The 20315-nt window shown below is 38.5% G+C and carries 20 protein-coding genes and 2 pseudogenes; 16 read left to right on the top strand and 6 right to left on the bottom strand.

Going from position 1 to position 20315, the window contains the following annotated elements; translation table 11 throughout:
• Positions 1-25 precede the first annotated feature (25 nt).
• The 6 genes and pseudogenes from EZY12_03260 to EZY12_03235 all read left to right on the top strand — a co-directional run bounded on the left by EZY12_03260 (position 26) and on the right by EZY12_03235 (position 7438).
• On the top strand, positions 26-1507 hold the full coding sequence (locus EZY12_03260; GenBank protein ID QSX68729.1) for an amidophosphoribosyltransferase: 1482 nt from the start codon (positions 26-28) through the stop codon (positions 1505-1507).
• A gap of 733 nt (positions 1508-2240) precedes the next feature.
• Positions 2241-3464, top strand: a pseudogene (locus EZY12_03255) (RRXRR domain-containing protein).
• A 553-nt stretch (positions 3465-4017) separates the two neighbouring features.
• Positions 4018-5592: a reverse transcriptase N-terminal domain-containing protein gene (locus EZY12_03250; GenBank protein QSX68728.1), complete on the top strand. Its 1575-nt coding sequence runs from the start codon at positions 4018-4020 to the stop codon at positions 5590-5592.
• Positions 5593-6223: 631 nt separating this feature from the next.
• Positions 6224-6490: a hypothetical protein gene (locus EZY12_03245; GenBank protein ID QSX68727.1), complete on the top strand. Its 267-nt coding sequence runs from the start codon at positions 6224-6226 to the stop codon at positions 6488-6490.
• A complete protein-coding gene (locus tag EZY12_03240; GenBank protein QSX68726.1) occupies positions 6477-6704 on the top strand; it encodes a hypothetical protein in 228 nt (75 codons plus the stop codon). The genes EZY12_03245 and EZY12_03240 overlap by 14 nt, the downstream gene beginning before the upstream one ends.
• 47 nt (positions 6705-6751) lie before the next feature.
• Positions 6752-7438 (top strand): Uma2 family endonuclease, encoded by a 687-nt coding sequence (locus tag EZY12_03235; protein QSX70492.1) that lies wholly within the window; start codon positions 6752-6754, stop codon positions 7436-7438.
• A 132-nt stretch (positions 7439-7570) separates the two neighbouring features.
• On the opposite strand, the gene tatA is transcribed toward EZY12_03235, so the two are convergent.
• Positions 7571-7741: a twin-arginine translocase TatA/TatE family subunit gene (gene tatA / locus EZY12_03230; protein QSX68725.1), complete on the bottom strand. Its 171-nt coding sequence runs from the start codon at positions 7739-7741 to the stop codon at positions 7571-7573.
• A 41-nt stretch (positions 7742-7782) separates the two neighbouring features.
• Entirely contained in the window at positions 7783-9219 is a 1437-nt protein-coding gene (locus tag EZY12_03225) for a serine/threonine protein kinase (protein ID QSX70491.1), read from the bottom strand.
• A gap of 96 nt (positions 9220-9315) precedes the next feature.
• Between EZY12_03225 and cbiT the strand changes: the two genes are divergently transcribed.
• Both cbiT and EZY12_03215 read left to right on the top strand, forming a co-directional pair.
• On the top strand, positions 9316-9918 hold the full coding sequence (cbiT, locus tag EZY12_03220; GenBank protein ID QSX68724.1) for a precorrin-6Y C5,15-methyltransferase subunit CbiT: 603 nt from the start codon (positions 9316-9318) through the stop codon (positions 9916-9918).
• A gap of 66 nt (positions 9919-9984) precedes the next feature.
• Positions 9985-10875, top strand: a complete 891-nt coding sequence (locus EZY12_03215; protein ID QSX68723.1) for a phosphatidate cytidylyltransferase — start codon at positions 9985-9987, stop codon at positions 10873-10875.
• 104 nt (positions 10876-10979) lie between these two features.
• Here the strand turns inward: EZY12_03215 and EZY12_03210 are convergent, their stop codons facing one another.
• On the bottom strand, positions 10980-11693 hold the full coding sequence (locus tag EZY12_03210; GenBank protein QSX68722.1) for a DUF2993 domain-containing protein: 714 nt from the start codon (positions 11691-11693) through the stop codon (positions 10980-10982).
• A gap of 142 nt (positions 11694-11835) precedes the next feature.
• Between EZY12_03210 and EZY12_03205 the strand changes: the two genes are divergently transcribed.
• Genes EZY12_03205 through EZY12_03195 form a run of 3 tightly spaced genes read left to right on the top strand, consistent with a single transcriptional unit; the run spans position 11836 to position 13546 of the window.
• The gene (locus tag EZY12_03205) at positions 11836-12609 is read left to right on the top strand and encodes an rRNA pseudouridine synthase (GenBank protein ID QSX68721.1); all 774 of its coding nucleotides are present in this window, start codon (positions 11836-11838) and stop codon (positions 12607-12609) included.
• A gap of 16 nt (positions 12610-12625) precedes the next feature.
• Entirely contained in the window at positions 12626-13399 is a 774-nt protein-coding gene (locus EZY12_03200) for a helix-turn-helix domain-containing protein (GenBank protein QSX68720.1), read from the top strand.
• Between the two features lie 6 nt (positions 13400-13405).
• Complete coding sequence (locus EZY12_03195; GenBank protein QSX68719.1) at positions 13406-13546, top strand: hypothetical protein; 141 nt, start codon at positions 13406-13408, stop codon at positions 13544-13546.
• A gap of 111 nt (positions 13547-13657) precedes the next feature.
• On the opposite strand, the gene malQ is transcribed toward EZY12_03195, so the two are convergent.
• The gene (gene malQ / locus EZY12_03190) at positions 13658-15160 is read right to left on the bottom strand and encodes a 4-alpha-glucanotransferase (GenBank protein ID QSX68718.1); all 1503 of its coding nucleotides are present in this window, start codon (positions 15158-15160) and stop codon (positions 13658-13660) included.
• A gap of 147 nt (positions 15161-15307) precedes the next feature.
• Between malQ and EZY12_03185 the strand changes: the two genes are divergently transcribed.
• Both EZY12_03185 and EZY12_03180 read left to right on the top strand, forming a co-directional pair.
• Positions 15308-15739: an NUDIX hydrolase gene (locus EZY12_03185; protein ID QSX68717.1), complete on the top strand. Its 432-nt coding sequence runs from the start codon at positions 15308-15310 to the stop codon at positions 15737-15739.
• Positions 15714-16766: pseudogene (locus EZY12_03180) on the top strand (pentapeptide repeat-containing protein). Before EZY12_03185 ends, EZY12_03180 begins: the two are co-directional and overlap by 26 nt.
• A 33-nt stretch (positions 16767-16799) precedes the next feature.
• Here EZY12_03180 and EZY12_03175 read toward each other — a convergent pair.
• Together EZY12_03175 and EZY12_03170 are read right to left on the bottom strand one after the other, a co-directional pair.
• Positions 16800-17510: a Uma2 family endonuclease gene (locus EZY12_03175; GenBank protein ID QSX68716.1), complete on the bottom strand. Its 711-nt coding sequence runs from the start codon at positions 17508-17510 to the stop codon at positions 16800-16802.
• A gap of 98 nt (positions 17511-17608) precedes the next feature.
• Positions 17609-18802 carry an AAA family ATPase gene (locus EZY12_03170; protein ID QSX68715.1) on the bottom strand — a complete coding sequence of 398 codons (1194 nt, stop codon included), beginning with the start codon at positions 18800-18802 and terminating at the stop codon, positions 17609-17611.
• On the opposite strand from EZY12_03170, the gene EZY12_03165 reads away from it, so the two are divergent.
• The 3 genes from EZY12_03165 (at position 18772) to EZY12_03155 (ending at position 20314) form a co-directional block, all read left to right on the top strand.
• Positions 18772-19617: a 50S ribosome-binding GTPase gene (locus EZY12_03165; GenBank protein ID QSX70490.1), complete on the top strand. Its 846-nt coding sequence runs from the start codon at positions 18772-18774 to the stop codon at positions 19615-19617. The genes EZY12_03170 and EZY12_03165 overlap by 31 nt on opposite strands.
• Before the next feature lie 33 nt (positions 19618-19650).
• A complete protein-coding gene (locus tag EZY12_03160) occupies positions 19651-19869 on the top strand; it encodes a hypothetical protein (protein ID QSX68714.1) in 219 nt (72 codons plus the stop codon).
• Between the two features lie 223 nt (positions 19870-20092).
• A complete protein-coding gene (locus EZY12_03155; protein ID QSX68713.1) occupies positions 20093-20314 on the top strand; it encodes a type II toxin-antitoxin system prevent-host-death family antitoxin in 222 nt (73 codons plus the stop codon).
• Position 20315: the final 1 nt, after the last annotated feature.

Genomic DNA, 20315 nt, shown 5'->3' with positions numbered 1-20315 from the left:
ACACCCCACCAGGAGCAATACCAGCATGATTCCCATTGAATACCCCGAAATTGCCAACAACCCAATTAACAGTGATGAAGATCGCCCTGACAAGCCAGAAGAGGCTTGTGGTGTATTTGGCATTTACGCCCCAGAACAAGACGTTGCTAAATTGACCTACTTTGGATTGTATGCGCTTCAGCACCGGGGTCAAGAATCTGCTGGGATTGCTACCTTTGAAGGTCCCCACGTTCACCAGCACAAAGATATGGGTTTGGTGTCTCAAGTCTTCAATGAAACCATCTTAGATCAATTACCCGGAAATCTGGCAGTTGGACATACTCGCTATTCCACTACCGGTTCTAGTCGCAGAGTTAATGCCCAACCTGCTGTGGTGGAAACTCGTTTAGGTTTATTGGCTCTAGCACATAATGGAAATTTAGTCAATACTGTAAAACTGCGAGAAGAGTTACTTAAAGATAAGTTTAACTTAATCACGACCACCGACTCAGAAATGATTGCTTATGCGATCGCTCAGGAAGTCAACGCCGGTGCAGATTGGGTAACAGGAGCTATCAGTGCCTTTCATCGTTGCGATGGAGCATTTAGCCTGACTATTGGTACACCCGTAGGTGTGATGGGAGTCCGTGATCCTAACGGGATTCGTCCCTTAGTAATTGGTACGTTAGATAGCGAACCTCTGCGTTATGTTCTCGCATCCGAAACTTGCGGTTTAGATATTATCGGTGCAGAATATCTGCGGGATGTCGCCCCTGGGGAATTAGTGTGGATTACAGAAACTGGTTTAGAATCATTTCAGTGGCATCAACAGCCAGAACGCAAACTTTGTATCTTTGAAATGATCTATTTTGCTCGTCCTGATAGCCTCATGCACAACGAAACTTTATACAGTTATCGAATGCGCTTAGGACGAAAAATGGCGGCAGAAGCTCCTGTAGAAGCTGATTTAGTATTCGGTGTCCCTGATTCTGGTATCCCTGCGGCCATTGGTTATTCCCAAGCTTCTGGTATTGCTTATGGTGAAGGACTGATTAAAAATCGCTACGTCGGCCGCACCTTTATTCAGCCTACCCAAGCCATGCGGGAGTCAGGGATTAAAATGAAACTCAACCCCCTCAAAGATGTCTTATTCGGTAAGCGAGTAGTAATCATTGATGATTCCATCGTCCGGGGAACTACTAGCCGTAAACTCGTGCAGGCCTTGCGTGATGCTGGTGTCGCTGAAGTCCACATGAGAATTTCTTCTCCTCCTGTAACTCATCCTTGCTTCTATGGGATTGATACCGATACCCAAGATCAATTAATTGCAGCGACAAAATCAGTCGAGGAAATAGCCAAACAATTACAAGTTGATAGTCTGGCTTATTTGAGTTGGGAAGGAATGCTAGAAACAACCAGAGAAGATACTAATAGTTTCTGTTCGGCTTGTTTTACTGGTGATTATCCTGTTGCTATTCCTGAAAAAATGAAGCGCTCTAAATTGATTTTAGAAAAGGTTGTAGTTTAGATAATTCTATCATCTTGTGGGGTGGGCATCTTGCCCGCGCCTCAATATTTAACTGTCTGATAGCGTAGCGTGGCGCAAGCCATATCAGGATACCCAGGATTTGAAGATTTACAGGATGTTGTCAGAATCAGGATATCCACCGATTAAAGGATTTACAGGATTTTTATTTGATTAACTATCATATCTTTTAAAAATCAGCTACATCATCATTTATATAACATCCAAAAATTATCATATCCCCCAAATCAAACTTCTGAAAAAATCCTCATTCCAACAAACTTTTTACCCAAAAAACACTTGACAAAATATCAATATTGACATATCATAAAAAAGTGGGAATCTGTGTCGCCCATATATAACAGCTTTTAAAAAATTCAATCCTGTACATCCTCAAATCCTGGATATCCTGATTCTGACAAATATGAACAAAGAAAGCATTACAGCAATCATTCATCAAGGTGGTCAGTAACTCAGGGCTAAAGCCACTGAGCTTGTAAGAGTAATCAAGCAAGCTATACTGACCAGACCACCCTGAGCATAATCGTTTGCGTAGCATACCGAAGGTTAGGGTAGCCGTTATTTGAGTCAAGACACCGGAGAATGCGACGCTAGTTTTCCGCTCTGTCGTTTGTAATTAAACAGTTTTAAAGTCACTGAAACAGTGTTGCAAGCTCAAGCAAGCTCAAATAACAAGGTCGAAGCGAACATCACCTGAGCAATCAGAGAGGCAGAAATGTCAAATTACGCATTAGTTCTCGACACAAACAAACAACCTTTAAGCCCTTGTCATCCCTCGGTAGCAAGGAAATTATTGGATTCTGGAAAAGCTGCTTTATTTAGGAGGTATCCCTTTACTATCATCTTAAACAAGTCATGCTCAGATATTGTTAACCAACCAATAGAACTCAAAATAGACCCTGGTTCCAAAACTACGGGCATAGCATTGATTCAGGGAGAAAAAATCATTTTTGGTGGAGAACTTTCTCATCGAGGAAATGCAATTAAAGCGTCCCTAGAATCCCGTCGCTCACTCCGCAGGGGGAGACGAAACCGCCATACTCGCTATCGTCAAGCCAGATTCTTGAATAGAACTAGGACAAAAAATTGGTTAGCTCCAAGTTTGCAGCATCGAGTTGAGACTACTTTCACTTGGGTTAACAAACTCATTAAGTTTGCTCCCATCACAAGGATATCTCAAGAGCTTGTCAGGTTTGACTTGCAACAAATAGACAATCCAGAAATATCAGGTATTGAATATCAGCAAGGCACTTTGTCCGGGTACGAAGTCCGTGAGTATCTACTAGAAAAATGGCAGAGAAAATGTGCTTACTGTGGGATTGAGAATGTTCCCTTGCAAGTTGAGCATATTCATCCTCAAGCCAGAGGTGGCACTAATTGAATTTCTAATCTTTGTCTTGCTTGCGAGAAGTGCAATATCAAAAAAGGCACTCAGGATATTAAAGACTTCCTGGCTAAGAAACCGGATCTTCTCAAATGTATTCTGGCACAAGCAAAACGACCTTTAAAAGATGCAGCGGCTGTGAACTCTACCCGTTGGGCATTGTTTAGCCGACTCAAAGAAACTGGTTTACCCGTTTCCACTGGTTCTGGTGGTCAAACTAAGTTCAACCGAACTAGATTAAACTTTCCTAAAACTCATTGGCTAGATGCTGCTTGTGTTGGACAAATTGGAGAATTGGAAATTTTAACGAACAAGCCTTTGCTAATCAAAGCAACAGGGCATGGAACTCGTCAAATGTGTCGGACTGACAAGTTTGGTTTTCCATCTCGATATGTGCCGAGAATTAAATTTGTTAAAGGTTTTCAGACCGGTGATATTGTGAAAGCAATTGTTACTACTGGGAAGAAAATCGGTAAATATATTGGTCGTGTTGCAATTAGAGCAACAGGTTCTTTCAATATTTCTGCGTCAAAATTAGTTCAGGGCATTAGTTAGTGCGATTCGTTGTTAGCTGAATCACGGTATCCAGCCCGTACATAAGCTAACCAACCCAACTCTAGTAATAGAGGAAAGGTTGAACTCTCGGTCTGATATGGGTGTAAGTCCCATCTACCAGACTCAGGTATGACTCCCTATCTGCCTACGATGACCCGACTCGGTTTCGGGAGGTCGAAGCTAGGAACAGGGCGCAATCAGATATCCGTTGTGGGGTGACACTGGTGCTAATGGGGAGTTCCTACGGTGAAACAGAGCCTCAAAAAGCAACTTATGCCTAAGCAGGACACAACAATAAAACCTGACTTCATTAGAGCTAAAAACCCCGCCGAACCTTTAACTAAGTATCGGCAAGAGTCCAGGGGTTCTAATAGTTGAAATGGCTACACCTAACGGAACTAACAATCAACCGAGGGAACGAATAAAAACGGGTTGATGGTCTAAGGGCGGTCGAACCCTAAGTAGGCTGGACGAGCAGCGGAAATCCCTCAATTCGGGTAGGACAGACCGTAATTGGTCTGAGGTGTTCAGAATACACAAATTGGAGCAGAGCATGATTGGACACAGAGACAACTCTAGTGAATCTTGGAAGACGTTACCGTGGAAGAAATTCCGCCGTAACTTATTCCGCCTACAAAAACGAGTGTATAAAGCGGTTCAAGTTGGAGACAAGCGTAAAGCAAAGTCCCTACAAAAGCTGATTCTGAAATCAACCGCAGCAAGATTACTGGCTATCCGTCAAGTATCACAGCTAAACGCTGGGAAAAAGACCGCAGGAATTGATGGCAAAAAGTCCCTTACCTTTAAGGAACGCTTCGAGCTTAATGAACTGCTAAAAGCATCCGTTAGCAACTGGAAACACCAGCGGCTAAGAGAAATACCTATCCCCAAAAAGGACGGTACTACCAGGATACTGAAAATCCCTACTATTGCGGACAGGGCATATCAGTGCCTTATCAAGTACGCATTAGAACCAGCACACGAGGCAACGTTCCACGCATACAGCTACGGGTTTAGGACAGGACGCTCGGCACATGATGCACAGAAAATCCTGTTTAACAATCTACGTTCAGCTTGCAATGGAAAAGATAAACGAGTTATAGAACTCGATATCGAGAAATGCTTCGATAGGATAAACCACACTGCCATAATGGATAGACTCATCGCTCCTAAGAGCATAAGACAAGGAATTTTCCGATGTCTCAAAGCCGGAGTCAACCCAGAATTTCCTGAACAAGGAACACCCCAAGGGGGCGTGGTAAGTCCACTTTTAGCCAACATCGCCTTAAATGGGATTGAAAGTATTCATAGATATCATGTGATATCTAAGAACAGAATTACAGACAAAACCTCAAGGGAACAGATTATAGAGCCAACAATCCGTTATGCGGATGACATGGTAATAATACTCAGACCCCAAGACGATGCCACAGAAATACTTGACAAAATCAGTCAGTTCCTAGCAGAGCGGGGAATGAAAGTCAGCGAGAAAAAGACAAAGCTAACCGCCGCGACAGATGGGTTTGATTTCCTCGGCTGGAACTTTAAAGTCCAGAAAAACGGAAAGTTTAGATGTGTCCCTTCAGTGGATAACTTTAAGGCTTTTCGCAAGAAAGTAAAACACATCGTCAACAACTCGAATTATGGTGCTACCACAAAGGCGGAGAAATTAGCCCCTGTAGTTAGAGGTTGGAGGAACTACCACCGCTTCTGCAAGATGGACGGGTCAAGGTTCTCCCTATGGCACATCAATCACAGAGCATTTAAGGTATTCAACAAGGAAACTAAACAGAACCGCCTTACTAGCCAGGTGCTAATAAAGAAGGCATTCCCAGCAGTCCCTTACTCCGAAAACAAACATATCAATGTCAAAGGTGAGAAATCACCCTACGACGGAGATTTGAGTTATTGGAGCGAGCGTAACAGCAAGCTCTATAACAACGATACCTCTAAAGCCCTTAAACGGCAAAGCCATAAATGTGGTCATTGTGGACTGAAATTGCTCAATGATGAGAAGGTACATTTACATCATATAGATGGAAACCATAAGAATGGTAAACCTAAAAACCTTCTAGCAATTCACGAAAGCTGCCACGATTATACTCACATGAGCAAACGCAAAAGCTAAGAACGTCGGAAGCTGGGTGCAGCGAAAGCTGCACGCCCAGATTTAACAGAGAGGGGCGGGAAATAATATTCCCCCTCGACTCTACCTAAATATTGCAAAATCATTCAGCGCAAAGATGGCTACGATTACACATTTTAAGATTGACGGGGATTAAAATCCCTTGAGCCGCTTCCCTCTGGTCCCTAAAGGGACTGAGTTTCCCACTTCCCACGAGGTTTTATGATTTTGGTTATGTTGCAGAATGTGTAGAAATATCTGTAGTTACCCAAGGTGGTAGTTTGGATGCAGTTGTCAGCAATTTGACTGAAGCAGTGTCTTTGCACTTGGAAGGGGAAAATCTCAATGATTTTGGATTAAGTGAACATCCTAGCACCGCAGGGCGGAAGTCAAAAGTCAAAAGTCAAAAGTCAAAACGAATACAGTATAGGCTTTTGGGAGATTTATCATGGTTGGTTTATTTACGCCGTAGTGTACTAGTATTCGGTTTGTCTTTGAAGTGCAACCAATTTATGCCTAAATTAAATTGTCACAAATCAGGATACCCAGGATGAAAGGATGTACAGGATTTTTATTTGATTATTAATTGACACTAATTTTTATTGTCACAATTCTAATTGGAGATTGAAAACTTATGTTGAACATTACAAACACCAATTTCAGACTGATAAGCAATAACTTCACTAATGAAGCAATGAGAGAAATAGCTTACAGTATGGACTTATTAATTCCTGGATTTTACTTATGGCTACCAGGAATACATATTCGGTTTGGTGGGGCTGTTCCTGATGATCAACCTTACAGATATCCAGGTAAGATTCACTGTAATTTAGGTGTGGCTTTAGTATTACCAGGTTATAAGATATTTTCAACTTATAATGGTAGTTATGACCCTCAATAAGCATCAAATAGAGGGACTACCAAAGTTTAAATGTACAATTTTAGATGCAAATCAATTTGAAAAATTAATGATTGATGCTGGTTATTCTATATCAGGAACTGCTCCAGCACAAGGTAACAGAATTAAAGTTTGGTGGGTTCATGAACAATACCCAATAGTAGAATCTATTTATACTCCTGATAGAAAAAAGGTAATTACTGCTTATCATGTATGAGTATTTTGGCGATAAAATAAATTTACATAGTTATGGTGAAGACTATTATGGTAAATTACCAATTGCGTGAATGTCTGCCATCTTCCGCCGAACTTCTTGACTCTGATGATACTCCAGTGGATAACGAACTACAAAACCTGATTCCCAATTTATTAGAAGCGATTTTAGCTTTGTTTTGGAATAACCGTAATGATTGGTTTTTCGGTGTGGATATGGGTATTTACTACGCACCAAGTCAACCAGCATTAGTTCCCGATGGATTTTTGAGTTTGGGAGTAGAACGCTTTATTGGAGAAGAAGGACGGTTAAGTTATGTCTTTTGGGAAGAAGATAATATTCCGCCTATTTTGGCGTTAGAAGTAGTTTCTAAAACCTATGGTGGCGAGTATGAAAAAAAGAAAGTTGATTATGCGAAATTAGGGATTTTATATTATGCAATTTATGTACCGACTCGTCAATATCGCCGCAAACGTCAACCTTTAGAAATTTATAAATTAGAAAATAGTGAATATATCTTGCAGCCTAATTCACCGGTATGGATGCCAGAAATAGGTTTAGCATTAGGAAGAGAACGGGGTACATATTTAGGACGAACGCGAGAATGGTTGTATTGGTATGATGAACAGGGAAAAAGATTACCAACTCCTGAAGAATTAGCGCAAAAAGAAAGATTAAAAGCTGAAAGATTAGCGCAAAAATTACGTGATTTGGGGGTGAATACAGAAGACATTTAGGAAATTAAAAATTTTCAGATTTTTTCGATTACAGAAAGATAGATTGCTATTCTTCGCAAATTCTAAACACAAAGATCCCCGATTTTTTGGTAAAGTCTGGGATCTAATTATTTCTCGTTATTTTACCTAATCTCAGTTTTCTTTGTCTGAATTATGATCTTCATCAGATTTTTTCATTCCTTCTTGGAAACTTCTGATACTTTTTCCCAAAACTCCCCCCAATTCAGGAATTTTCTTGGGTCCAAAAATCAAAATTGCAACTATGGCAATTATCACTATTTCCGGCCATCCTAATCCAAACATGATGATTTTCCTTTTTGAGTCACTGTAATTAACTAGAGAATTTATTGCGTTCTAATTGGCATATCTAACCACTGACTCAATTCTCTAGCTAACCATTCTAATTCTGCTTCAGATTTAATGACACATAACTCAAATTTTTCAGATCCTGCCCAAATCACCAATTGTGCTGGGACTAGAATTTGCTCTTGATGTCCATATCGTTTTTCACCTTTAGTGTAATATTGTGGAGTATAAACCAGTTTATGAATATTTTTCCTAAAAGCTGAACGACTGCGGGGAGTTTTCCATTTCCACAAGAGATTATAAACGGTGATTTGTTGCTGATCTATATGTATCCCGCTACTACCAAATAAGTGATATAATGCAGAATAGATCATCGAAAATCCTCCAATCAAAAAAGGTAAGTGCAAGGCCGCTTGCATCGTGAGAAGACCTATCGTGCGAACTATATTGTCGAGAAAATGTGAATAACTAAGGCCAATAAAATATAATAAACTAAGTGAAGCAAATGAACTAAAAAATGTGCCAAAACACAAATTATAAAAAACTATTGAGCATTCGGAGCAAACCGGAGGAATAATAATTTCTAAAAAATCTTGATTTTTTGTAAGTTGAACTTCACTACCTGCTGGTTTACCAACAGCTAAAGCTGTAATTTTGGTATGTTCTCCCTCTCCCTGTTCTAAAGCGGTGAGGGCTTGAGTTGCTGTAGAAAACCGCTTTTCTAAACTGGGTTCTGTGACTCGCTGCAACCAGTTAGCAAAACTAGGACTAATATTAGCAACTTGCTGAAATTGAATGCGAAAATCCTTTTGGGGTAAATCTGCTGGGTTAGTACCAGTCACCAAATAAATCATTGTGCATCCTAAACTATAAAGATCAGAAGCAGGAACAGTTCTCCCTCCAAACTGCTCCTGTGGCATATAACCATAGGTCCCGACAACAGTTCTTGTCCCTCCTTCTGCTGCTAGGACGGTCTGAACTGAACCAAAATCTATTAAATAAACTGTACCAATACTATTGCCAGAGCGCTCTCCTAATAAAATATTGCTAGGCTTAATATCACGGTGGACAACAGGTGGATTTAACTCATGCAAGTATTTAAGGATCTCTAAAACTGCTTTAGCAATTTCTTTAACTTCAATTTCTGTAAATTTCCTCCCAGCTTGTAAATATTGTTCTATGGTTTGGGCCGATATATAAGTCTGAACAAGGGCAAATCCTTTATATTCAGGGGAATTTACCTCAAAATAGTCTAAGTAAAGAGGGATACAGGGATGTGATAAAGATTTTAAAGTTTGAGCTTCTCTCTCAAATAACTTCAGATCATCCCATTCAAAATCACTACTAAAAGCAAGTAACTTGACAATTACCGATTTTCCAGTTACTAAATCAGTAGCTAAAAAAGTCCTTCTCCCGGCTTTTTTGCCTAGCTGTTGTTGAACTTCATAGCGGTCGGCTAATATTTCCCTATTCATCATTGCAGTTTCCTGATGTCATTGATGAGCATAACTACCAAAATTATCTTCCCCTTTCCCAACTGTTAAATTTTAATTGTTAATTTTTAATTGCTTATGCCTTCCCCACTTTGGCCTTATATTACCCCAGGTATTCCCGACGAATTATTTGAGAATTTACCAGGTATTCCCCTCAGTCAGCGAGAATTAAGATTGCTGTTAATTTCCCAATTGCGACTACAAGCCGATTCTGTATTGTGGGATATTGGCGCAGGAACAGGTACAATTCCTATAGAGGTGGGTTTATTGTGTCCCCAAGCACGGGTGATTGCTATCGAAAGAGATGAGGATGTTGCTAATCTAATTAAACGCAACTGCGATCGCTTTGAAGTCAAAAACGTCGAAGTAATTGAAGGTAGCGCCCCAGAATGCTTAGATCAAATCAAGTTACTACCTGATCGGATCTGCATTGAAGGTGGAAAAGCCATACAGGAAATTGTCCAAGCTGCCTGGCAATATTTACCAACATCTGGCCGAGTGGTCGCCACTGCTGCTAGTCTAGAAAGTCTGTATGCTATTTCTCAAAGCTTTTCTCAATTGAGAGTTAGGAATATTGAAGTTGTCCAGTCAGCGGTAAATCGCTTAGAAACACGGGGCTATTCTCAAACCTTTGTAGCAGCCGATCCCATTTTCATTCTCAGTGGTGAGAAACTAGATTAAACTCGTTCGGTTTTCGGTTTTGGATGGAATCCAAAATCCAAAATCTAAAATCCAAAATACTATCCTATGCCCTGGCCTCGAATTATTAGTGGAATTATTGCGATTATCATGGCGCTATCTGCAACCCTCTTAGGGGGTTGGTATTTTACAGTAGCGATCGCTATTGTCGTATTTTTAGGTCAACAAGAATATTTTAATTTGGTGCGTTCTCGAGGCATAACACCCTCAGTCAAAATTACTATGATTGTTAGTCAAGTTTTACTAGCAATTTGTACCCTTAATAGTAGTTTAGCTGATGCAATTATGCCCATAGCCGGGACACTTATTTGTTTTTACCTGCTTTTTCAACCCAAATTAGCCACCATTGCTGATATTTCCGCTTCTATTATGGGTTTGTTTTATGTAGGTTACTTACCAAGTTACTGGGTACGCTTACGGGGAATTGAACATACTATTAGCAGTAATTTACCTTTAGGTGGTTATTGGCCATCTAATTGGCAAGATATTGGACAAGGCAATTTTACTTCTTTCCCAACAGGTTTAACAGCAACTATCCTCACATTTTTATGTATTTGGGCTGCTGATATTGGTGCTTATACTTTTGGCAAATTCTTCGGTAAAACTCGGTTATCAGATATTAGTCCCAAAAAAACTGTAGAAGGTGCAGTTTTCGGTATTACTGCCAGTGTAGCTGTTGCTATATTAGGATCTTACTTTCTGCATTTTCCCTACTGGTTAATCACTGGGATAACATTGGGTTTAATTATTGGTATTGCTAGTTTATTAGGTGACTTAACAGAATCCTTGCTTAAACGTGATGCTGGTGTGAAAGATTCAGGGCAATTGATCCCCGGTCATGGAGGGATTTTAGATCGCACTGATAGCTATATTTTCACTGCGCCTTTAGTGTATTATTTCGTTACATTACTTTTACCTTTATTAGAAAAAACGCTGTAATTCGAACTAAGATAAGATTTAATCTTCAGTTGCTGATGTAACTCATAATAAGCCATATAATTTAAAGTAAATTCAGGGAATATTGAGTTTGGATTTTTTGATGTTTATGGGTTAATGTTGATACGTCCATAACAACTGAGTTGTCCTGGCATCAGAGAAATTTTCTCAAAATCAACATCTGTTCCTAAATTTATAATATAAGGAGAATTCCTTGCTAAAAGCATCTCTTGATCGGTCTTGACCTGAATCTGTGTTAATTGCAGTTCTTGACCATTAAGTAGTTCTAAGCCTAAATAAATATTGAAGAATGCCCCTTCTATCTCAGAGATGGGGATACCATGCAGAATTAGTAGCTGATTGTCAAGGGTGATTTTTCGCCAAGTAATGGACTTGGAATTTGGGCTGTATTCTGCTAATAGTGGAATCAGTACATCATTTACAGCCGTTAACAATAATGGAGACGAAAGGGAGTTATTCAGATTCTGTTCTGTAATGATCAGCTTACCAACCACAGGTACTATTGCTGATAATTGCAAAGGTTGTCCTTTTAATATTGAGGCCACATTCAGTTGGATGTTTTCTGCGTGAAGTTCGATTTCTGTAATATGCAGACCTTGATATACCAAGTTACTGGCAGAAATAAATACACTGGGAATACAACCAGAAAGCAATTGGCGATCGCTTGCTGTGATCTGTACCTCTAAATGAGATACTTGGTTTAATTGGCTTCTTAACCATAGCTTAATCGCTGAGGTTAAAACCTTTGTAATTATCCTGACTTTGCTATTATTTGTTTTTGGGGAACTTACTTGGGTCATTTTTCGACGGTTGTGTCAATGTAAATATGCTCAAAAACTGAGCATCTTAAACAATTCTTAACTTTAACATGGAAGTTTGTTAACAACAAAGCGCCAACATTAACAGTATAAAAATATTCAGCAAAAAATTAACAATTTAGACATGGAGGCACGGTTACAAAAGATTTTAGCTCAATGGGGTATTGCCTCACGTCGTGAAGCTGAAGAAATGATTAGGCAATCACGGGTATCTGTTAATGGGGTATTAGCACACTTAGGTCAAAAAGTTGATCCCTCCCAGGACAAAATATCTATTGATGGTCAACCTGTAATAGCCCAACAACGTCCATCACTAATATATTTACTATTGCATAAACCAGTAGGAGTTGTTTCTACTTGTCATGATCCCCAAGGAAGACCAACAGTTTTAGATCTGCTACCGTCAGAATTAAGAGCAGGATGGGGTATTCACCCTGTAGGCCGTTTAGATGTAGACTCGACAGGAGCATTGATTTTAACCAATGACGGGGAACTGACCTATGGACTTACTCATCCTAGTCATAGTATTTCCAAGACCTACCGTGTTGTAGTTCAAGGATACCCCCCAGCAACAGTTCTCAAAAGGTGGAGTCAGGGTATAGTTCTGGAAGGAAGAATAACAAGACCTGCTCAAGTGCGTTTGATTGAAAATTATATTGATCAAAGCTGTTTAGAGATAGTTTTACAGGAAGGACGAAACCGTCAAATTCGCCGAATAGCAGAACAGTTGGGATATCCAGTTATTAAGCTACATCGGACGGCCATTGGTTCAATCCAATTAAAAACGTCAACAACAGCATTTTTGCCATCGGGTAAATATCGTCATCTCAGTGCAGATGAGATTAGTTTTTTAAATAAGCAGATAAGTTGCACACCTATTAAGACAAAGCCGAGTTAAGGAGTAAAGGAAAAACATGAAATGGTTCAGAAAGAAGGATGAACAGCCAATCAAACCTTCTATCCAGGAATATCAAGCCGAAAAGTTAGGACAACTTGGCTCTCAACTAGCTTCACTACGGCAGGAAAAGGGTTTAACTCTGGATGAGTTAGTAGTATTCACTAGAATTCCTCGACGACTTTTGCAAGCAATTGAAGAAGGTAATTTAACTGACTTACCAGAACCAATCTATATTCAAGGCTTAATTAGACAATTTGCAGACGCTTTAGGAATTCAGGGAGGGGAATTTGCCAGTCATTTCCCCATTGGTTCTCAATCAGTGGGTGTGCAATCCAAATGGAAAAGCCAATCTATTCCTCAATTACGTCCTATTCATCTTTATGTGCTTTACATTGTCCTAATTTTCTCCTCTGTGAATGGTTTATCCCAGTTATTGAATAATGCCTCATTACAGGCAAATAACCGCCAAGTTCAACCAAAAACTCTAACCCAAACACCAGGTCAAGAAACAGCGAATAATACATTAATCAGCAAGAAAGAGGATCAATCCGTACAAATTGGTGTTACTTTAAAAGCCTCATCTTGGATTAGTGTGGTTACGGATGGTAAAACCGCCTTTGAGGGAGTTCTACCACAAGGTTCTAGTCGCACTTGGAAAGCCACTGAGCAACTGACAGTAAAAACTGATAATGCCGGTGGTGTATTAATGAGCGTGAATCAGCAGGAAGCAAAGGAAATGGGAGAACTTGGGAAAACTCAAGAAATCAAGATTGCTGCTAAACCAAACTAATAGTTAGTGGTCAGTGGTCAGTGGTCAGTGGTCAGTGGTCAGTTGTCAGTGGTCAGTGGTCAGTTGTCAGTTGTCAGTTGTCAGTTGTCAGTTGTCAGTGGTCAGTTGTCAGTTGTCAGTTGTCAGTTGTCATTGGTCAGTTGTTAGGAGGAATTGGAATTATCTTTTCTCCCCTTCCTCCTTTTCACTATCTTAGTTAGAATTCTCAGCTACTGTTTTTAACCAAACAGTATTAATTGAGAATTGTCTAACTTACGCTTATCTATGGGCGCGTCCATAACGGAGAGTGAGGGTTTTTAAGCGATCGCTTAATTCTGGCGTTAATACACCTGCTTGGTAACGCCATCCCCAATTTCCCTCTGCTGTACTCGGAAAATTCATCCGCGCATCAGTACCCAGACCTAATACATCCTGCAAAGGTATAATCGCTTGATTGGCGATAGAACTTAAAGCTAATCTAATTAAATCCCAGTGTATACCATCGGGACTGATACAACCCAAATACAACAATAAATTTTGCTTTTCGTAATCATTTCCAGTGTTAAACCAGCCTATAGTCGTATCATTGTCATGAGTACCAGTATAAACTACGGCATTTCGAGTGTAGTTAAACGGTAAAAACGGATTACCGGGATCAGAACCAAAAGCAAACTGTAATACCTTCATTCCTGGAAACTCAAACTGATCTCGCAGTGCTTCCACCTCTGGAGTAATAATCCCCAAATCTTCCGCCAAAACGGGTAACTTACCTAACTGCTTTCTAATAGTTTCAAACAAAGCCACACCAGGGGCTTCTATCCATTCCCCATTCATAGCAGTGGTTTCTCCTTGGGGTACAGCCCAATAAGCCTCAAAACCCCGGAAATGATCAATGCGAATTATATCTACATAATCCAGCATCGCCTCAAAGCGTAATATCCACCATTTAAAGTCTTGTTTTTGCAATTCTTCCCAGTTATAAACAGGATTACCCCATAATTGACCTGTGGCACTAAAATAATCCGGTGGTACACCCGCCATTAAAGCCACTTCTCCTGTTTCTGCGTCTAAAGCGAAAATCTCAGGATTCGCCCAGACATCAGCACTATCATGGGATACGTAAATGGGAATATCACCAATAATATCTACACCGTTTTCATTAGCATAATTTTTGAGTTCTGACCACTGCCGAAAGAACTCATATTGAATGAACTTGTAATAAAAAATCTCCTGTTCTAACTCTTGGGTAATTTTGGCTATTGCTGCTGGTTCACGCTTTGCCAATTCTGGTTGCCAATTATGCCAGCTTTCACCCTTTTGAGTATCTTTAATCGCCATGAACAGCGCGTAATTATTTAACCAATAGCCTTTATCAACACAAAACTTAGCAAAAGCCTGTTTTTGGGTTGAATTAGCCTTAGTTTTAAAATCCTCACAAGCTTTAATGAGGAGATCAACCTTAATAGGGATAACTTCGTTAAAATCAACTTTATCTCCCGAAAAATCTGGTAAATCTGCCAAATCTTCCTCAACTAACAAACCCTCTTCCAGTAACTTTTCGGGACTAATTAAAAAGTAATTTCCTGCCATTGCGGAATAACACATATAAGGAGAATTACCGTAACCAGTCGGACCAAGCGGTAAAACTTGCCAATATTGCTGATGACTATTTTTGAGAAAATCAATAAACCGATAAGCTTCCGAACCTAAATCCCCAATACCAAAACGACTGGGGAAAGAACTAGGATGCAGTAAAATACCACTTGATCTAGGAAAAGGCATATTTAACCTGAAATATAGGAAAACGTAATTGCTTATAAGGCACGCATCGAATTTATCATGGACTAGTCAGTCTTGACCACAATGATCCCCAGATCCCCGACTTCTTTGAGAAGTCGGGGATCTATAATCCTTAACAATAACTAAACCATGACTTACAGAAATCCTGCACCTACCGTTGATATTATTATTGAATTAATTGATAAACCTCATCGTCCTATTATTCTCATTGAAAGGCATAATGAGCCTTTAGGCTGGGCGCTTCCCGGTGGTTTTGTGGATTATGGTGAATCGGTGGAAAAGGCGGCAATTAGGGAAGCAGAAGAGGAAATAGGTTTAAAAATAGAGTTAATCGAACAGTTATTAGTTTATTCTGATCCCAGTCGTGACCCTCGTAAGCATACTATTAGTATTGTGTTTTTAGCAACAGCTACAGGTGAACCTTTGGCGGGTGATGATGCTAAGAATGTGGGTATTTTTGAGCCTTGGTCTGTTCCTGGTAATTTGTGTTTTGATCATGACCGGATTTTACGGGATTATTGGCAATATCGGCATTATGGGATTCGTCCGAGGTTGGGGTAAGAAAATAAATTTAACTTGGGCTGATTTGAGTGGTGCTAATTTGGGGAAAGCAAACTTAGATAATGCAAATTTCAGTAATGCTAACTTGGATAGCGCTAACTTAAAAGATGCTACTCTACAATCTGCAAATTTCACTGAAGCTTCTTTGATAGATGCAAACCTTGCCAAAACTAACCTGAATTCTGCAAATTTCACTAAAGCTAACTTGAATGATTGTGATTTAAGTCAAGCTAATAACTTAGCTAATATCACAATCAAAAATACAAATTTTCAAGGTTCAAAGATTTGAGGTGTTAATCTACCAAATAAAGATTTATCAGGTATAAATCTTGCTAATGCTGATTTAGGTGCAGCAAATCTCAACAGTGTAAATTTCCGAAAAGCCAATTTACAAGGGACAAATTTAGAAAGAGCAGATTTGCAAAAAACAGATTTAATGAAAGCAAATCTCAATGATGCAAATTTAAGAAAAGCAGATTTAAAAGGTGCAAATATTTATGGTGCAACCTTTAAAAATGCTGACCTCACAGGTGCGATAATGCCAGATGGAGAAGTTTATCAAACATCTACTGATTTAGATTTCGGTAAACCAGAAACACCATTAGCAAACCAGCCAAAAGAGATTAATATTATGACTCGTCAAGTAATCCGTACCGATAAAGCCCCCGCACCAGTTGGCCCCTACAATCAAGCAATTCTCGCTTCTGGACAAATGTTGTTTGTGGCTGGACAAATTGCCATAGATCCGCGTTTGGGTGATGTTGTTTACACAGAAGATGTAGTTAAACAAACTGAGCAAGTGATGAGAAATATTGAAGCTATTCTGACAGAAGCCGGTGCGACTTTTGCAGATGTTGTCAAAACAGGTGTATTTTTAGCTGATATGAATGATTTTGCCGCTGTAAATGCGGTTTATGCAAAATATTTTTCCGAAGATACAGCCCCAGCGCGTGCTTGTGTGGAGGTGTCGCGTTTGCCTAAAAATGTGTTGGTAGAAATTGATTGTATTGCGGTGATTGGTGGTTAAATAATTATAAGGTGGGCAATGCCCACCCTACGTTTAGTTTTCTGGTTCAATTCCTAATGCTCGTAGTTGTGCAGCTAGTTTTTCAGCCCGTTGTCGTTCTTGGCTGATTAATTCTGAACCCCATAATAATAAGTTACCTTGTTCATCCCACCATCTTAACCATTTACTAGTTAGGTTTTCCCTTGTTCCTTCCCACAGTCCCAGGAAAAGGTTCATTTCTTCTATCCAGTAATGTTGGTTTTCATTAGGGTTTTGCAAAGTGTACAAACCTGTATTGAAATTTAGCTGATAAAATTCTAAAATGCCGCTATCTGGTTCAAAAATAGCGTAATTGGGTACTTTTAAGATTTTTTCATAGAAAAACCATTTTCCTGGAGGATAAGTTGGTTTAATGGAATATTCTGTTCCGTCTGTATCAGAAATAAATTCCATCACGATAACCGGAATATCTCCCTGTAGTTGGGGTGTATAACTACGAAAAACTTCTTTTTTAGTTGCCCGAATTTCCGGTATATAAGCCCAATCAGGAGCTTTAATGACAAATTTGCCATTTACGGTGGCACAGATACCGTAGTTAGTCGGTGTGAGGCAATTGGAGGGAAGTTTACCTGCTAGTTGCAGGCTTTCAGTCAGGGCTGCGGCTTGGGCTGGTTGGTAGATGTTGTCCACTGGATCATCTGGGAGAATGTAATCATCGGGTAGTTTTTCCCAAGTGATTTGGTATGCTTGGGTAGCAATGATCATGATGGGTTTTCCTGTATTCAGGTTGTAAATTCTAGTTTAACCAGTTATTGAAATTAATTCTTTGAATGTACTCAAACTTTGAGAAGAAATGAGTCTGATTACTGATGATAAATTCTTAGATATTCTCTAAAAACAGCAGAGAGAGTATATAGTTTTTGATCACTTTCTAATTTTGTTAATAGAAATCTTCTTGTTAATGATTGTAAGCCGTTAATTATATCCATTGATGACAATGATAAAGACTGTTTTATCTCATCTCTAGATATGGGTTGATCATGTTGACTGATTTTTAATAATATTTCTTTTTCAATGTTAGATAATCTTATCCATATTGAATCAAACAGAGATTTGAAATCTTCTGTTAATATCAAATTATTTTCTTTGATAAATTCTGAAACTTCTCCCTGAAATACTTCTTTAATTAAGATGCTGATATACTGTAAATGTCTAGGATGACTTTCATATAAGTTAATTAAGTCTAACCAAGTTTCCTCATTTTTTAATCTTTGATTTTTTAATATTTCTGTAGCTGAATTATCTAATCCTGATAGTTCCAAACAATGAATTGGGTAAAGTTCACTATCTAAAGAAATCATTTCTTGGCATTTTTCTTGACTGATGAGAATTAAACAGCTTTGATGTTCAATTTCTGTGATCATTTGGAGGAAGGTTTGATAATCTTGGTGTTCTGGTTTATATTGTCCTGCAAATTGTTGAGGGGTAAATATTTCTTCTAGGTTATCGAGAATAATTAAGCAGCGTTTTTGATTAAATAATTGTAAGCATTGATTTAATAAGTTATTAGTATTTATATCTTGAGTGTTTACGTTTAATTCAGTGAGAATTTCTATTAGGATAGAATTTAAAGAATTAGATAATTTAATATTTTTCCAGATAATTGCATCAAATGGTATTGTGTGAGTATCAAGAAAGTGTTTCACTAATGTACTTTTACCAATACCGGAAATTCCTAAGATTGAGATTAAGCGAATATTGGGATTTTCTATCCATTTGGATAGAGTTGATAGTTCGTAGGTTCGTCCGAGAAAATGGGTTATTTTTGGAGATTGTTTGAGGTTAATATAAGATGTTTTTTGTTTAATTTTAACTTCATCAGTAATTGCTTGTTTTTGAGTATCTGTATTGTTAGGACACCAATTAACATGATTTTTTATTCCTATTCCCAGGATTTGCTGATTAAATGAATTTGCTATTCTTTCTATTGACCAACAAAAATTAGATTTAGTAACATCTTCACCTAATTCTTTTCCTAGGATTTTATATAACTCCACCTCCTCGGGTTGCTTTTATTGGTGAAACAGGAGTAGGAAAATCATCTACACTGAATGCACTATTTAATGCAGGTGTAGAAGTCAGTCATACGGAAGCTTGTACTCAAGCTCCTAATTTAATAGAAATCCCTTTGAGTGAAGTTCAGGGTACACAAGGGTCATTAATTTTCTATGATATGCCAGGATTGGGAGAAAGTCGTTTAAAGCAGAAAGAACATATTGCTCTTTATGAGGAAGTGTTAAAAGATGTTGATGTTGCTTTGTGGATTTTGGATGCACAAGGTAGAGCGATCGCTTCAGTACAACAGTATTTAGAAACTGACCTTAAATTTCTTGATCCAAGATTATTAGAAAGAATGGTAATTGCTTTAAATAAAGTGGATTTAGTGCATCCTGGAGATTGGCATCCTTCGGCAAATATACCAAGTGATGAACAAGAAGAAAACATCAATGGTAGAATTAAGGATGTGGAAAATAAAATTCGAGAAGTCCTACCAAATTGGAAAGGAATAATTGTAGGTTATTCTGCAAACAAAAGATATAAATTACCTCAACTATTTGATGCAATTATGGATGCTGTACCCGCAGAAAGACAATGGGTAGTTGCTTCTCGTAAATCTTTGGCTGATTTTTTAGAATTAGTTGATCCTAAATTACTACCTCCAGATAAAATACCGCAAAAATTTATTAATCAACAAGTGCAATCATCAAAAATTTCCGATGTTGTAAACAGTATGTCAGACGAAGATTTTGCTAAATTTGCAAATAACAAAGAAGCATTTTTAGCTTGGTTAAAACAAAAAGAAAATAACTAATTAATTTAGCCTATAACTAGGAGATGGATAATTATGGATGATTCCCAAGAAATAGCTAAAATTAGAGATAAACTAATCGCAGAAATTAAAGCTATGGACGCTGCTACACTAAAAACTAAACATAAAGGAGAGGCATCTTTAAGGAAATTTGTACGTGATTTATGTCTGAAATTGGCTGAAGGTATTGGTATAGGACTGGGGAAAGCTGCTCTTGAAAGTTTGATTCACTATGGACTTAACTTATTTAATTAATTTAGTTAAGTAGGTTGGGTTGAGGTAACGTATCCCTGACGGGAGGCGTTAGCCATAACCCAACATTTATGATATTTCTCTTATTGGCGTTTTTTATTCATCATTTATTAATGATTTCAGATTAAATTAACACCAATGAGCAATGCTAAACCCCTACGTTATTTTTGCATAAAAAATGCTATAATCATATCAAAATTACAAAATTTCATGAAAATCGCTTACTATGTCTTCCATAGAAATCACACAGGCAATTAACCAAATATCAGAATTATTCCATTTAGCATTAAATGGAGAAGAAATTATTATTACCGAAAACCACCAACCTTTATTAAAATTAACAGCACTTAAATCTAAATCTCAACGTCCTCCTTTATTTGGTACAGATAAAGATATCATTTCTATTGCTGATAATTTTGATGCCCCATTAGAAGAATTTGAAGATTAAC

Origin of the sequence: Dolichospermum sp. DET69 (assembly GCA_017355425.1) — a bacterium.
Taxonomy (GTDB): Bacteria; Cyanobacteriota; Cyanobacteriia; order Cyanobacteriales; family Nostocaceae; genus Dolichospermum.
The sequence above is the reverse complement of the archived record's forward strand: the minus strand, read 5'-3'. Positions and strand labels throughout refer to the sequence as shown.

Excerpts from the sequence above, each read along its gene's own strand:
- EZY12_03260 (QSX68729.1), top strand. The coding sequence starts at position 26 with ATGATTCCCATTGAATACCCCGAAATTGCCAACAACCCAATTAACAGT.
- EZY12_03250 (QSX68728.1), top strand. The coding sequence starts at position 4,018 with ATGATTGGACACAGAGACAACTCTAGTGAATCTTGGAAGACGTTACCG.
- EZY12_03245 (QSX68727.1), top strand. The coding sequence starts at position 6,224 with ATGTTGAACATTACAAACACCAATTTCAGACTGATAAGCAATAACTTC.
- EZY12_03240 (QSX68726.1), top strand. The coding sequence starts at position 6,477 with ATGACCCTCAATAAGCATCAAATAGAGGGACTACCAAAGTTTAAATGT.
- EZY12_03235 (QSX70492.1), top strand. The coding sequence starts at position 6,752 with ATGGTAAATTACCAATTGCGTGAATGTCTGCCATCTTCCGCCGAACTT.
- tatA (QSX68725.1), bottom strand. The coding sequence starts at position 7,741 with ATGTTTGGATTAGGATGGCCGGAAATAGTGATAATTGCCATAGTTGCA.
- EZY12_03225 (QSX70491.1), bottom strand. The coding sequence starts at position 9,219 with ATGAATAGGGAAATATTAGCCGACCGCTATGAAGTTCAACAACAGCTA.
- cbiT (QSX68724.1), top strand. The coding sequence starts at position 9,316 with ATGCCTTCCCCACTTTGGCCTTATATTACCCCAGGTATTCCCGACGAA.
- EZY12_03215 (QSX68723.1), top strand. The coding sequence starts at position 9,985 with ATGCCCTGGCCTCGAATTATTAGTGGAATTATTGCGATTATCATGGCG.
- EZY12_03210 (QSX68722.1), bottom strand. The coding sequence starts at position 11,693 with ATGACCCAAGTAAGTTCCCCAAAAACAAATAATAGCAAAGTCAGGATA.
- EZY12_03205 (QSX68721.1), top strand. The coding sequence starts at position 11,836 with ATGGAGGCACGGTTACAAAAGATTTTAGCTCAATGGGGTATTGCCTCA.
- EZY12_03200 (QSX68720.1), top strand. The coding sequence starts at position 12,626 with ATGAAATGGTTCAGAAAGAAGGATGAACAGCCAATCAAACCTTCTATC.
- malQ (QSX68718.1), bottom strand. The coding sequence starts at position 15,160 with ATGCCTTTTCCTAGATCAAGTGGTATTTTACTGCATCCTAGTTCTTTC.
- EZY12_03185 (QSX68717.1), top strand. The coding sequence starts at position 15,308 with ATGACTTACAGAAATCCTGCACCTACCGTTGATATTATTATTGAATTA.
- EZY12_03175 (QSX68716.1), bottom strand. The coding sequence starts at position 17,510 with ATGATCATTGCTACCCAAGCATACCAAATCACTTGGGAAAAACTACCC.
- EZY12_03160 (QSX68714.1), top strand. The coding sequence starts at position 19,651 with ATGGATGATTCCCAAGAAATAGCTAAAATTAGAGATAAACTAATCGCA.
- EZY12_03155 (QSX68713.1), top strand. The coding sequence starts at position 20,093 with ATGTCTTCCATAGAAATCACACAGGCAATTAACCAAATATCAGAATTA.